The 13848-nt window shown below is 42.3% G+C and carries 11 protein-coding genes and 1 pseudogene; 8 read left to right on the top strand and 4 right to left on the bottom strand.

The annotated features are described in order from the left end of the window. The 5 genes and pseudogenes from IM485_RS21110 to IM485_RS21090 all read left to right on the top strand — a co-directional run. Window positions 1-107 (top strand): transposase (locus IM485_RS21110; protein WP_287638279.1); only part of this gene is annotated, 107 nt, incomplete at its 5' end. Between the two features lie 33 nt (window positions 108-140). Beyond that, window positions 141-1253: pseudogene (locus IM485_RS21105) on the top strand (Piwi domain-containing protein); the annotation flags it as partial. Between the two features lie 132 nt (window positions 1254-1385). After that, window positions 1386-3755: a glycogen debranching protein gene (locus IM485_RS21100; protein ID WP_287745398.1), complete on the top strand. Its 2370-nt coding sequence runs from the start codon at window positions 1386-1388 to the stop codon at window positions 3753-3755. A gap of 79 nt (window positions 3756-3834) precedes the next feature. Beyond that, the gene (locus IM485_RS21095) at window positions 3835-4485 is read left to right on the top strand and encodes a TVP38/TMEM64 family protein (RefSeq protein WP_104395330.1); all 651 of its coding nucleotides are present in this window, start codon (window positions 3835-3837) and stop codon (window positions 4483-4485) included. Between the two features lie 70 nt (window positions 4486-4555). Next, complete coding sequence (locus tag IM485_RS21090) at window positions 4556-5563, top strand: DnaJ C-terminal domain-containing protein (protein ID WP_104395331.1); 1008 nt, start codon at window positions 4556-4558, stop codon at window positions 5561-5563. Window positions 5564-5947: 384 nt separating this feature from the next. On the opposite strand, the gene IM485_RS21085 is transcribed toward IM485_RS21090, so the two are convergent. Beyond that, entirely contained in the window at window positions 5948-6292 is a 345-nt protein-coding gene (locus IM485_RS21085) for a hypothetical protein (RefSeq protein WP_104395332.1), read from the bottom strand. Window positions 6293-6755: 463 nt separating this feature from the next. Between IM485_RS21085 and IM485_RS21080 the strand changes: the two genes are divergently transcribed. Together IM485_RS21080 and IM485_RS21075 are read left to right on the top strand one after the other, a co-directional pair. Next, window positions 6756-7148 (top strand): hypothetical protein, encoded by a 393-nt coding sequence (locus IM485_RS21080; RefSeq protein ID WP_072927195.1) that lies wholly within the window; start codon window positions 6756-6758, stop codon window positions 7146-7148. 135 nt (window positions 7149-7283) lie between these two features. Next, entirely contained in the window at window positions 7284-9749 is a 2466-nt protein-coding gene (locus IM485_RS21075; RefSeq protein WP_353846030.1) for a tetratricopeptide repeat protein, read from the top strand. 247 nt (window positions 9750-9996) lie between these two features. On the opposite strand, the gene IM485_RS21070 is transcribed toward IM485_RS21075, so the two are convergent. The 3 genes from IM485_RS21070 to IM485_RS21060 all read right to left on the bottom strand — a co-directional run bounded on the left by IM485_RS21070 (window position 9997) and on the right by IM485_RS21060 (window position 12352). Further along, complete coding sequence (locus IM485_RS21070; protein WP_287745392.1) at window positions 9997-10170, bottom strand: hypothetical protein; 174 nt, start codon at window positions 10168-10170, stop codon at window positions 9997-9999. A gap of 93 nt (window positions 10171-10263) precedes the next feature. Then, window positions 10264-11307 (bottom strand): N-acetyltransferase DgcN family protein, encoded by a 1044-nt coding sequence (locus tag IM485_RS21065; RefSeq protein WP_287745390.1) that lies wholly within the window; start codon window positions 11305-11307, stop codon window positions 10264-10266. After that, window positions 11300-12352 carry a dipeptide epimerase gene (locus IM485_RS21060; protein WP_104395336.1) on the bottom strand — a complete coding sequence of 351 codons (1053 nt, stop codon included), beginning with the start codon at window positions 12350-12352 and terminating at the stop codon, window positions 11300-11302. Before IM485_RS21060 ends, IM485_RS21065 begins: the two co-directional genes overlap by 8 nt. A gap of 207 nt (window positions 12353-12559) precedes the next feature. Between IM485_RS21060 and IM485_RS21055 the strand changes: the two genes are divergently transcribed. Further along, window positions 12560-13723 carry an LptF/LptG family permease gene (locus IM485_RS21055; protein WP_104395337.1) on the top strand — a complete coding sequence of 388 codons (1164 nt, stop codon included), beginning with the start codon at window positions 12560-12562 and terminating at the stop codon, window positions 13721-13723. The last annotated feature ends 125 nt before the right edge of the window (window positions 13724-13848 follow it).

Genomic DNA, 13848 nt, shown 5'->3' with positions numbered 1-13848 from the left:
TAATTGAGGGAATGAATACCAAAATAAAGCTTATTAAAAGAATGAGTTATGGATTTACCAATTTTCAACATCTTCGACTTAAGCTGTTTGCTTGCTTTAATTCATAACAAAAATTAACACACGAAAACCAGAAGAGCCAGGATACTGCTCGTAAAATTCGTTTAGCTATTCTGAAACCAGCTAATTTGAAAGTGGGAGATTTTAGAGAACAATTAGAAAAGCGATTAAAACTTTATAAATTTGAAACTATTTTGCCACCAGAGAATCAAATAAATTTCTCTGTTGAAGGTGTAGGATTTGAAAAAAGAGCCAGACTGGAAGAAGCAGTTGATCAATTAATTCGAGGAGAAATTCCTGTAGATATTGCTTTAGTATTTCTTCCTCAAGAGGATCGCAATGCTGATAATACTGAAGAAGGAAGTTTATATTCGTGGATTAAAAAAAAGTTCTTGGATCGTGGAGTTATGACTCAAATGATTTATGAGAAAACTTTAAATAATAAGAGCAACTATAATAATATTCTCAATCAAGTTGTCCCAGGGATCCTAGCCAAATTAGGAAATTTACCCTATGTCCTTGCTGAACCTCTGGAAATTGCCGATTATTTTATTGGTTTAGATGTGGGAAGGATGCCTAAAAAAAATCTGCCGGGGAGTCTCAATGTTTGTGCAAGTGTGCGACTATATGGCAAACAGGGAGAATTTGTTCGCTGTCGGGTAGAAGATAGTTTAACCGAGGGAGAAGAAATTCCTCAACGGATTCTGGAAAATTTTTTACCGCAAGCTGAACTAAAAAATCAGACAGTTCTCATTTACAGAGATGGTAAATTTCAAGGAAAGGAGGTTGACAATTTACTGGCAAGAGCTAGAGCAATTAATGCTAAATTTATTCTCGTAGAATGTTATAAGACTGGCATTCCTAGACTTTATAATCTTCAGCAAAAACAGATAAATGCTCCCTCCAAAGGATTAGCTTTAGCTTTATCAAATCGGGAAGTTATCCTGATAACGTCCCAAGTTTCTGAAAAAATTGGTGTTCCTCGTCCCTTGCGATTAAAAGTTCATGAATTAGGAGAGCAAGTACATTTAAAACAGTTAGTTGACACTACGTTAAAATTAACTTTACTTCACTATGGTTCTCTCAAAGACCCCCGTTTACCTATCCCTTTGTATGGAGCGGACATTATTGCTTATCGACGCTTACAAGGAATTTATCCTAGTTTATTAGAAGATGATTGTCAATTCTGGCTTTAGAGAGGAAAATTATGTAAGTAGTTACTAGGAATTGCATAGCCGTTTTTTTTTGGGGAGCAAGCTTTAGATTTTTTTCTTGTTTCTTTGAGCGAAAAATGTCTATTATCAAAGGCGATATTATTCCGCCAATTTATGTTACCAGCGATCGGTCAAAATCATCCCCAATCTGGTAATTATGCGCCCTTAGATAGCCATCTCTGGGCTGATGCCACCTATCCCCTCGGGGCGCATTATCGGAGCGATAGTGTCACCTTTGCCGTCTATTCTAAAAATGCCAGTCAGATTCTTCTGGAAATCTACGATCGCCCGACGGGAGAAAACGCTAAGTATGATTACTGGTTGACAAAAAACCCAAATGATGATACGTGGCGGGCAAAAATCGCCAGTATTCCCCACGGCAGTTACTACGCTTTTCGCTGTTGGGGTCCCAATTGGCAATTTGATCAAAAATGGCAAAGAGGCCACAGTAACGCCGGTTTTCGGGCAGATGTGGACGATTTTGGCCATCGTTTTAACCCCAATAAAGTCCTCTTCGATCCCTACGCGCGAGAACTTTCCCACGACTTGGAAACCCCGGCCATGATCGCGGCCGGAGAAAATGCGGGAATGTATGCCACGGGAGGGGGGAACTACAAAGGAGTGATCCAGCGGCAATACGATACGGGTAAATGGTCGCCCAAAGGTATTGTGATCGCACCGGATGGAACTTCCACCGGGATTCGTCCCCGTCTGGGTGCCGAAAAAGCGATCATTTATGAGGCCCATGTGCGAGGTTTAAGCAATCACCTCTCAGCTAGTCGTTTAGAAGATATTCTCAAGGGAATTAGGGGTTTTGAGGAAGTGGCCAACGTTCCCGACCAGTACAGAGGAACTTATGCGGGGGCCGGCTATATGGCCAAATATCTGAAAGCGCTGGGATTTACCACGATCGAACTCTTACCAGTCCAGGAAACCGCTAACGATAATAACCCCGACGATCGCCCCGGCGGTAACTATTGGGGTTACATGACCTTTGGTTATTTCGCCCCCGATCGCCGTTATGCTTATGATCGCTCCCCCGGGGGACCGACCAGAGAATTTAAGGCCATGGTCAAAGCTTTCCACGACCAAGGCATGGAAGTTTATCTCGATGTGGTCTATAACCACACCGGAGAAGGGGGCAATTGGGGCAGCAACGATGTCACCGGATTTGTTAGTTTTGGTGGTTTTGATGTGGTGGAATACTATCAACTCACCGATGAACATTATCTAGTCGATGGGGCCACCGGCTGCGGAAATCAATTAAACTTTTCCCATAGTGTCACCTGTAATCTGGTTCTTGATTCCCTCACCTATTGGTTAGAAACCATGGGAGTTGATGGTTTTCGTTTTGATCTGGCCCCCGTCCTCGGCCGAACTCCTTCTAGTCATCAACGAGAAGATCGGGGCAAACAAAAACAATTCTTCCCTAAACATCCTTTGTTAGAAAAGATCGAGAAATTAGGCAAGAAATACGATGCCGAAATGATCGCCGAAGCTTGGGATATCTGGGGTTACGAAGTGGGTAATTTCCCGGCGGGTTGGGGCGAGTGGAATGGCCGTTATCGCGATGCAATTCGGCGTTTTTTAAAGGGAGATGGTAATACTTTTAAATTCATCGAACAGGTGAACGGAGATTATTGCAATTTTAACGACCAAGGCGGACCACAAAAATCGATCAGTTTTATTGTTGCCCACGATGGTTTTACCCTGATGGATTTGGTCAGTTATAACCACAAAAATAACCTTACTCCCTGGCCTTTTGGTCCTTCCGATGGCGGCAATACTAATAACGATTCGTGGGATTCTGGGGGTGATCAGGCCTTACGTCGCCAAAGATTACGCAACTTTTGGACGATTCAATTTTTATCTCGCGGTGTTCCCATGACTGTCTGGGGTGATGAATTTGGCCGCAGCCAAAATGGTAATAATAATCCCTACAATATTGATAGTGTGGCCACTTGGAATAATTATGATATGATTGCCACCCGTTCACCCCATCTACTGCCCACCGGTTATCGGGAAGCTTATCACAATAATTTTGGCACGGGAACTAATCAAGAAGAACGCAATCCTTTATTTATTTTTGCCGCTTATATTGCTCACTTAAGAAACAATCATATAGCACTAAAACAGCGCCGCTACGGTGATATGGTTCTCGATGCGGGTAATGATGTCACCTATTTATTTAAAAAACCCGATGGGGTTAGCGATTTAACTGCCGATGATCGCTGTATTTGGTTTTTAATTGATGGTAGTGCCGTCGGTGATCACGATTTTTTGGTGTTAATTAATATGTATCATCTGCCGGTGGATTTTCGTCTTCCCTCCCCATCCAATAATGATCGTTGGGTAAGAATTATTGACACGGCCGCTTGGGCGGAAACCGATTATAATTGTTGGTCTGTGGATCAAGGGACAGTAATTGCCGATAACTACAAAGTCAATGGTTTTTCGATCGTGGTTTGCGAGGAGATTAACTGAATTTTTGGCAATAGGGAAATATAAACCCCCGTTGCATCTTATGTTTTACAACCCGCACTTAGCCCAAAATTGCCGTTAAATGTCTAAAACTAAAAGTAGTGTTATTATCCTAACCATAATTTGTATTATCGCCACAGCGATGGGAGTTTATCTAATCGGTCGTATCGACTCCCAACAATTACAGATCTGGTTAAAACAAATGGGAATTATGGCCCCCATTTTGTATATTATTCTCTATACGATCGCGACAATTTTAATTCTACCTTCTACCCCCTTAAACCTCAGTGGTGGCGCGATCTTTGGGGTAGTTATGGGAACAGTTTGGACAACGATCGCCGCTTTGGTGGCCGCTATAGTTGCCTTTGCTTTTACTCGTACTATTGGCCGGGAATATACCGCCAAAAAATTTCAGGGAAAATGGCAAGCGATCGATGCAGAAATGCAGCAAGGCGGGCTATTTTATATGTTTGCTATCCGTCTATTACCGATTATTCCCTACGGTATCGTTAACTTTGTTGCGGGATTAACTTCTATCCGTTTTCGCGATTATTTCATCGGTACTTTATTAGGCACTGTCCCCGGAATTTTACCCTTTGTTATGATGGGTGCGGGTTTAAAATCTTTAGGAAAAGGCGATATATTGCCCCTGATGGTGGCTTTTACCCTTATTGCTCTGTTAGTAGGTGTGGGAACTTGGTATCGTCGTCGTCGGCAATTTCCCTTTCAGTGATCAACGATAAAATTAAGTTAGATTAGGAATATCCCGACTGAATCCTCATTGCTAAGGAGATAGCGTATCGATGCCTGCCGCAGATTATAAAGATTATTATGCCGTTCTGGGAGTAGGTAAAACTGCCAGCGCTGAAGAAATTAAAAAAGCTTTTCGCAAATTAGCCGTCAAATATCACCCCGATCGCAATCCTAACAATAAAAGCGCCGAAGAACGTTTTAAAGAAATTAGCGAAGCTTACGAAGTCCTCTCCGATAGCGAAAAACGCCAAAAATACGATCAATTTGGACAATATTGGCAACAGGCCGGGCGATCGAATTGGCCAGGTGGTAATGGGGGGGTTGACTTTGGTTCCGACGGTTTTGACTTTAGCCAGTACAGCACCTTTGATGATTTTATCAATGAACTGCTCGGTCGCATGGGGCGCTCCGGCGGTACTCGCCCCAGTTCCCATTCCTACGGGACTCCGGGGAGAGGATTTGGCGATTTTAGCAATTTTAACGACTTTGCCGGCGCTCGTACTCCACCGCAATCCGTCACTTCTGGTGTCTCCACCGCTAAACTACGTCTGAGTTTTGCGGAAGCTTTACGAGGAGTACAAAAACGGGTTAATTTAGCCGGAGAAATGATCGATATCAAAATCCCCCCAGGAACTAAAACCGGTAATCGTCTCCGGGTACGGGGTAAAGGACTAATCGATCCCTTGAGTAAACAACGGGGAGATCTATTTCTCGATGTGGAATTAGAACCCCATCCTTTCTTTGCTTTTGAAGGCGATAATTTGACCTGTGAAGTGCCGATTACCCCCGATGAGGCGGTTTTAGGCACAGCAATCGAAGTTCCTACCCCCGATGGCCTGGTGACGGTAAAAGTTCCCGCCGGTATTCGTTCCGGTCAATCCCTGCGCTTACGCGGCAAAGGTTGGATAGATAATAAAGGACAACGCGGCGATCAATTAGTCAAAATTGTTATCGATACTCCCAAAGAATTAACGGCGATCGAACGGGAATTATACGAGAAAATTAAATCTCAGCGTACCACCGATCCCCGTCGTCATCTCAGACAGGTGCAAATTTAAGTCCCTAGCTAGGGTTTGCCAAAACAGTTTTTCTTGGTGCTGTTTACTGTCTCTGGGGTTTATAAGTGGTTAGGTGTTAAAAATGGGTGCATCTCAATATTTCTGATTTTCTCTCACCTATAGGTGAGCAGCAGAAGTTGTTCAAAGAGGGCGAATGCAATTCGCCCCTACAATAATATTATTGCGCCAATGGTAGGGGCGCACTGCGTGCGCCCAAAATGTCATCTAGATATTTCGACCAAATTGAGATGCACCTGTTAAAAATCGTCAGTTCCCCCCCTTATCAAGGGGGGATTAAGGGGGGATCGGCACCCCCCTTATCAAGGGGGGATTAAGGGGGGATCGGCACCCCCCTTATCAAGGGGGGATTAAGGGGGGATCGATCTAGAATTTAACCTTAGTAGCCAACCAATTAGTAATTAATTTGGGGCTATTTTTCTTCACCCAATAGAGAGCATAAATTCTGAAGATAGGCTTAGAAAAACGAGCGATCGCTTTCATAATAAAATTTAAGTAACGACGATGAAACTTTTTATTAATTAAATTTAACGAACCCACATCGTAAAGACAGTCAATGATAATCCTAAAAGTCGTTTCCTCTCTTTGGAATAAACTATCTATTAACAATAGCACTTCCTGAATCCGTTGCTGTTTAAGCTGTTCCTCTTCGGAAACAGCCGAGAGAATCTGCTGCTGCTTAGATAATTTACTATCCGATGGGGTTAACATGATATGGTAAGGAAAAAATTAACTTGTTTTGATTTTATCCCTATTTGCCGATTTTGCAAGACCAACCCCCCCCATCTATCCCCATTTTTACGATAACACGGATCTTTCCTCTCCCATGCCGTCTTGACTGTGGTTGCTGTGATTGTGTCATGGACTGTGACTGATTATTGATAAAAGGTTGCTGAATACAATATAATCATAGTATTCATTCAATCATTTCAATCACAGTTTAGACTGATTGCTGTGATTGTGTCATGGACTGTGATTGATTAAGAAAAATAGGGCAGAATAAAATTATGAAAGCTAAAATGAGGACTAAATCATGAATGCTCCCTTAACCACAAGTTTACTTTAGCAGTACAGGAATTTACCACTGAAGCAATCTCTAAAATCCCTATATTGTGGCAAAAAATCAAAACCCAATAATATAATAAAGTTAACCCTCATCACCCCGATTTTATCTATGGAACCGATAACAGTGGCGACAATTGTTGCTTTGGTATTTCAGACTACTGTAGAAAAATTTACCGAAGCTGCTCTAGAAAAAATTAATACTTTGCGGCAAATCATCTGGAATAAACTTAAAGCTAATCCTAATGCTGAAAAAGCTTTACAAGCTGCTGAAAAAGGGTCAAAAACTGATCTAGAAAAAGTAGCAGATTATTTAAAGGTTGCCATGAATGATGAAGCAGATTTCGCCGAAAAAGTCAAGGGTTTAGCAACAGAAATTCAATCCTTGAAAATTCAGGATAATAGTAGTATGAATCAGGCTAATTCTGGAGGTCAAAATTTACAGAATCAGGGTCAGGTTAGTGAAGTTTATCAAGCAGAAAATATAAACATCAATAAAACCTGACTGCAGCCGCCTGTTAAGGAACAGGTTAAACAACATCCTCACAATTTATCTAATAGTAATATCCCTGAATTTGTTGGTAGGAATCAGGAATTAATTGACTTAAAAAAGCAATTACAACAATCCCAAAAGCTTGCTATATCTACCTTAACGGGAATGGGAGGCATAGGTAAAACCGAACTAGCCAGATGGTTTGGCTGGCAAGAATGGCGAGAAAAAGCCTATCCTGGGGGTATATGTTGGTTAAATGTGGCAGAAAGTGACGGCGGTTTTATCGGTACTTCTATTTTAGATTTTGCGCGGGTACATCTCAAATTAACTTTACCGGATGAGGGAGAATTAGACGTAAAAATTCGTTATTGTTGGCAAAACTGGTTAGCGGGAAATGTCCTAATTATTTTTGATGATGTGCGGGATTATCAGCAAATTAGGGATTATTTACCACCGCAAGAAGAGAAACGCTTTCATGTCTTAATTACCACTCGCAAAGAATATTTATCAGCGACAATTGCGACTTTTCGGGTAGAAGTATTAAAAGAAAAAGATGCACTTGATTTATTGCGTTCCTACCTTGCAGACAACAGAATTGACACACAAATCGAGGCAGCTAAATTATTATGTCAGGATTTAGGTTATTTACCCTTGGCGTTAGAATTGGTGGCAAGGTTACTGGTACGACGACAGGATTGGAAAATTAGCAAAATACGGCAGAAATTAGCCGAAAAAGGCTTAGATGAGCCAATCTTAGCCAAAAATCCCAAGTTTCATGGGGAAATGACTGCGGAAAGAGGGTTAAAAGCTGCCTTTAATCTCAGTTGGGAGGAGTTGCATAGCGAACCAGAAGCGCAAATTTTGGCACTTTATCTCAGTTTATTCGCTCTTGCGCCCTTTCCCAAGGAGATGATTCTGGATTTATTTCCCGATGAGGATGGGGATACAGTGGAGGAATGGTTAACCGATAGTTTAGTTCACCTGAGTTTAGTTCAGGATAATCGTGATGGTTGGTATGAAATTCATCCCCTGTTGCGTCGCTACTTTCGGGATAAGTTAGAAGCATCACCCCACGCAGAACCAGCAAAACGCCGTTATTGTGGGATTATGGCCAAAAAATCGGCAGAAATGCCATATAATCCCACTGTAGAAATCGTTGAAGAATTTAAACCTTTCCTTCTCCATCTACAAACATCTGTCGGGGAATATCCCCAATATATCGCTGATGAGGATTTAGCTTGGTCCTATACGGGTTTAGCTTGGTATTATGAAGGACAAGGATTGTATGCTATTGCTGAACCCTACTATCAAGCTTGTTTAACCGCAACTCGAACCCACTTAGGAGACAATCATCCCGATGTGGCAACTTCCCTCAACAATTTAGCAGGATTGTACGATTCCCAAGGCAGGTACACAGAAGCAGAACCTATATATCTAGAAGCATTAGATTTGAGAAAACGACTCTTAGGAGACAATCATCCCTCTGTGGCAACTTCCCTCAACAATTTAGCACTATTGTACTATTCCCAAGGCAGGTACACAGAAGCAGAACCTCTCTATCTAGAAGCATTAGATTTGAGAAAACGACTCTTAGGAGACAATCATCCCGATGTGGCAACTTCCCTCAACAATTTAGCATACTTGTACTATTCCCAAGGCAGGTACACAGAAGCAGAACCTCTCCTTCTAGAAGCATTAGATTTGTATAAACGACTCTTAGGAGACAATCATCCCTCTGTGGCACTTTCCCTCAACAATTTAGCATACTTGTACAATTCCCAAGGCAGGTACACAGAAGCGGAACCTCTCTATCTAGAAGCATTAGATTTGAGAAAACGACTTTTAGGAGACAATCATCCCTCTGTGGCAACTTCCCTCAACAATTTAGCAGGATTGTACCAATCCCAAGGCAGGTACACAGAAGCAGAACCTCTCTATCTAGAAGCTTTAGATTTGTATAAACGACTCTTAGGAGACAATCATCCCTCTGTGGCAACTTCCCTCAACAATTTAGCAGGATTGTACCAATCCCAAGGCAGGTACACAGAAGCAGAACCTCTCTATCTAGAAGCATTAGATTTGACAAAACGACTCTTAGGAGACAATCATCCCGATGTGGCACTTTCCCTCAACAATTTAGCAGGATTGTACGATTCCCAAGGCAGGTACACAGAAGCAGAACCTCTCTATCTAGAAGCATTAGATTTGACAAAACGACTCTTAGGAGACAATCATCCCGATGTGGCACTTTCCCTCAACAACTTAGCACTCTTGTACAAATCCCAAGGCAGGTACACAGAAGCAGAACCTCTCTATCTAGAAGCTTTAGATTTGTCTAAACAACTCTTAGGAGACAATCATCCCCATGTAGCAACTTCCCTCAACAATTTAGCAGCATTGTACTATTCCCAAGGCAGGTACACAGAAGCAGAACCTCTCTATCTAGAAGCGATTAATATTGCTACCCAAGCATTAGGGGAGAATCATCCCCATACCCAAACCTTTTATCGGAATTATCTGGAGATGTTATCCCAATTACCCGAAGCAGAATTAAGACAACGGTTTCCCGATGAGGTGGTGGAGATGTTGAAACCAAAACCCCCTCATCCCTGAAAACAGTCTTAACTGTGATTTATGGAATTATGGGATAGACTATAATTGATCATTGATAAAGACTTGCCAAATACAACACAATCATAGTATTCACTCAATCATTCAAATCACAGCTTAGACTTATTATAGGAATCTTCCAGACTCTGTGCGATAAGCTTAACCTACAACATAATCGATCTTTGTGTCCTTTGTGCCTTTGTGGTTCCTTCCATTCCCTCGCCAGCAGGACTGTATCTTAGAATACATTTTACCCACTAAATCCAAGAGAGCCTTGAATGAACCAATCATAGTTAAGAGCGTTGGAAAATAGGGTCTGTAGGCGCAAGGATTTTCCATTATGAATATAGTATCCTGTCAAGTCGCCTTTGTCAAGAGAAAATTTAACAACATCCAGACAAACGTTATTGTAGGGGTAATTCATGAATTACCCCTACACCTATTACCTAGTCCAGTAGTCCACCACCACCATTGACAGTGATTGGAATGATTGAATGATGGACTATAATTGAATTAATCACTGATTACTGATCACTGATAATAACCCTTGACCGCCAAAACGGACAACATCGGTACAAAATAACCCCGTTTCCTCCTGCACAGTTTCTATAGCTTTAACTGCGGCCTCCGGACTAAGATGAAAAGTATTTAAACTAATCCCCTTTACCTTCACCTCCCCGAAACTTCCCCCAGCGCTGGCAGTCATTTCGCAGAGTTTAATCACTTCCGTTAGGGGAGGGATGGGAATATCGGGTAAATCTTTGATATGAATTTGTCCGGCACGATGGACGAGAATTAACCCCGTCGGTTGACTGCCACGCATTAAAGGCAAGGTAGCAGTGGATCCAGGGTGTAATAGGGAGCCTTGACCCTCAATAAACAGAATATCGTTATTTTCTGCCGATTCTAACACCAAAGCCTCGATCGCACCAGCAGCATAATCGACGCGCACTGCATCCAAGGGTACACCCTTCCCCGCGATCATAATTCCCCCCTGTCCAGTGGCTAAAAATTGCGATTTTAGCCCTTTTTCTTGGGCAACTCGGTGTAATTCGATGCTAGTGGACATTTTGCCCACACTCATATCCGTCCCTACCGTTAGAATACGCTGACAGGTTAAATTTTTCGCCCGCGCTTGCCCAATTTTTAAGCCTTGGGGTTCCAGACGGATATCCCAAATCCATTGATCCGGTTTAAGCTGAGAAAAAAGGGGTTTTAGGGGTGTATGGAGTCCATTAACGAGAGATAAACCCGCATTTACCGCCTCTTTGATTTCTTCTAGCCAATGGGGTGGTAAAATGCCTCCTGAGGGTGCGATGCCAATTAACAGGGTATCGGGATGATAGGTTAGAGCTTCCCTAACACTAGCAACAATCGGCAAGGGGCGATCGATTCCGGCCACTTCTTTTAAGGAGCTGCCGGCGCTTTCTGCGTCAATAATCGCCACTACCTGCGCTTTTCCGTAACGCAGATAACTTAACCCAGTTTTGCCGCGAGTTCCTTTGATTCCTTCGTGGAGAAGAATCGCTACTTTCTTGTCAGGAGTCAAATAATTAGTCATCTTCTGTCCGTAAACTAACACCCAAACCGGGCAAATTATTTGTTTGTAAACGTCCCCTTTCCAAGCTTAAACCCGTAAAGGGATCATCGCGTAAATTTAAATGACTATCTAGGTCAAGATAGTTGACAAGCGGGCCAAGATGTGCTAGGGCAGTATTGGCTAAACTGCTATCAGAGTAACATCCGAACATAATTTGCAGTCGGCAAGCTTGGGCAATATGAATCATTCTCTGCACTTCCGCTAATCCACCGGCTTTCATTAGTTTAATATTAATGCCGTGGACTCGATCGGCCAGTTTCGGGATATCTTGACTAGAAAAACAGCTTTCATCGACGAAGATAGGTAGGGGCGATTTTTGGTATAAATCAATTAAATCTCGTTCTTGTCCCACGGATAGGGGTTGTTCCACATAAATAACGCCTTTTTCCTTTAACCATTGGCACATTTTCACCGCATCGCTAAATCTCCAACCACCATTAGCATCGACAGTTAGGGGCAAATGGGGGACAATTGCTTTAATAGCCAGAATTATAGCTCGATCGGCTTCTATACCGTCTGGTGAGCCTAATTTGACTTTTAATAAGCTAAAATCGCCGATTTCTAGCCAATCTAACACCCTCTTCCCCACATTTTCTGGAGAATTTAAACCGATAGTAACAGAAACCGGCGGAATTAAAGAGCGATCGAGTCCAAAAATTTGCCAAAGAGGTAAATTAGCTTTTTTGCCTAACCAGTCGTGCAGTGCCGTGTCAATAGCGGCACGAGTAGCCGAAGATATCTGATTTTGCCATAAAATTTTTTCAATTTCTTGGCGTTGACAGGGGTGAAAAGATTGTAAAAGAGGCGCGATCGAGTTTAATTCTTGCAGGATTTTATCGGGTTTTTTATCCTCGCTGGTAATATCAAAAGGGGATGCCTCTCCCCACCCTTCGATATTTTCCTGGCTAATTTTCAGCCAGATATTAGTATTTTCGCTGGTAGTGCCGCGACTAATCGTTAAAGGTACTCGTTTATGAATAGTAAAAGTTTGCCAGTTTAGCAGCATAATTCACCTGGGGATGATCGGGGAATAGGAACAGAAAAATTATCTACACTTACCCAAATCCTTACTTCTGTCCACTCTCCCCGCAATCATACAACCTCCGGCGGTGTTTTTCGTCAAAGACAAAATATGATAGGCTAACCGAAGGGATAGGCAAGACGGCTGCGGGTTAGGAAATGGGATGAAAGAGGAGTGAGTTAACCAAAATCAATGATTAAGAAAAAGATTTCTTACTGGGTAAATGGAGGTATTGCCCTCATTGATCGCTATCTGATCAGCCAACTACTACCCCCATTTTTATTTAGTGTTGGTTTATTCGCCTCTTTGGGAGTAGCGATCAGCAATCTTTCCGATTTGGCTAATCAGGTAGTTGATGCTAATCTACCCCTTGCCTCGGCCCTAGAAATTCTCCTGTTAAAAGTACCAGAATTTGTCACTTATTCCCTGCCGGTTTCTCTTTTGCTGGCCACTTTAATCACCTACGGTCGTTTAAGTAGTGATAGCGAAACCGTTGCCCTGCAAAGCTGTGGAGTCACTCTTTACCGTCTTTTTATACCCACTTTTTGCCTGAGTTTAATAGTTACAGTAGTGACATTTTTATTAAACGAATATGTGGTTCCTAATGCTAATTATCGAGCTACAGAAATTTTAGTGCAGAAAATTAATAAAGAAGCAAATTTTTGGAAAAACAAAGACTTTTATTATCCAGATTATGAAATAAAAACCCTAGAAAACGGTACGATTAATCGCAATTTAAGAAGTTTATTTTATGCCGAACAATTTGACGGGGAAAAGATGAAAACCGTCACCGTTATCCGTTGGCTAAAACAAGAATTAAATCAAATTATTATCGCCGATTCGGCCCGTTGGAATGCCGTCGATAACGTCTGGGACTTTTTTAACGGCATTATCTATGAATTAACCCCCCCTAATGCCTCCTATAGCCAAGTTATCCCCTTTAAAACCGAAAAAATCGCTTTGTCTCGCTCTGCTTTCGATTTTGCTCGTCAAAGCCGCGATCCCTACGAGATGAACATACCACAGGCGATCGAATATGTGCAACTGCTCAAACTCAGTGGCGATGATAAGAGAGTCAGATTTTTTCAAGTGCGAATCCAGCAAAAAATCGCCTTTCCCTTTGTCTGTATCGTCTTTGCTACCATAGGTTGTGCCTTGGGTTCTCTACCGCAAAGAATTAGTCGGGGAACCAGTTTTGGTCTCAGTGTCGCCATTGTTTTCCTCTATTATCTTTTAAACTTCCTTGTCGGCAGCTTGGGACTAACCGCCACCCTCTCCCCCTTCCTGGCCGCCTGGCTGCCTAACTTTTTCGGTTTTGGGTTAGGTCTGTGGTTATTATGGCGACTTAACGGTTAGACTTTTTTGAAAATTTTCGTCAAGATAGGAGACGTAGAGTTATCGCAGGCCTCTTAGTCTATGTTTCCCTTCTTCTTCAACACTTGTGGCAGCACTTCCCGCCAAGAATATCAAGAGCTTAAATT

The sequence above is a fragment of the Microcystis sp. M169S2 genome, from assembly GCF_020245865.1.
Classification (GTDB): Bacteria; Cyanobacteriota; Cyanobacteriia; order Cyanobacteriales; family Microcystaceae; genus Microcystis; species Microcystis ichthyoblabe_A.
This window is presented reverse-complemented; position numbering and strand designations above follow the sequence as displayed.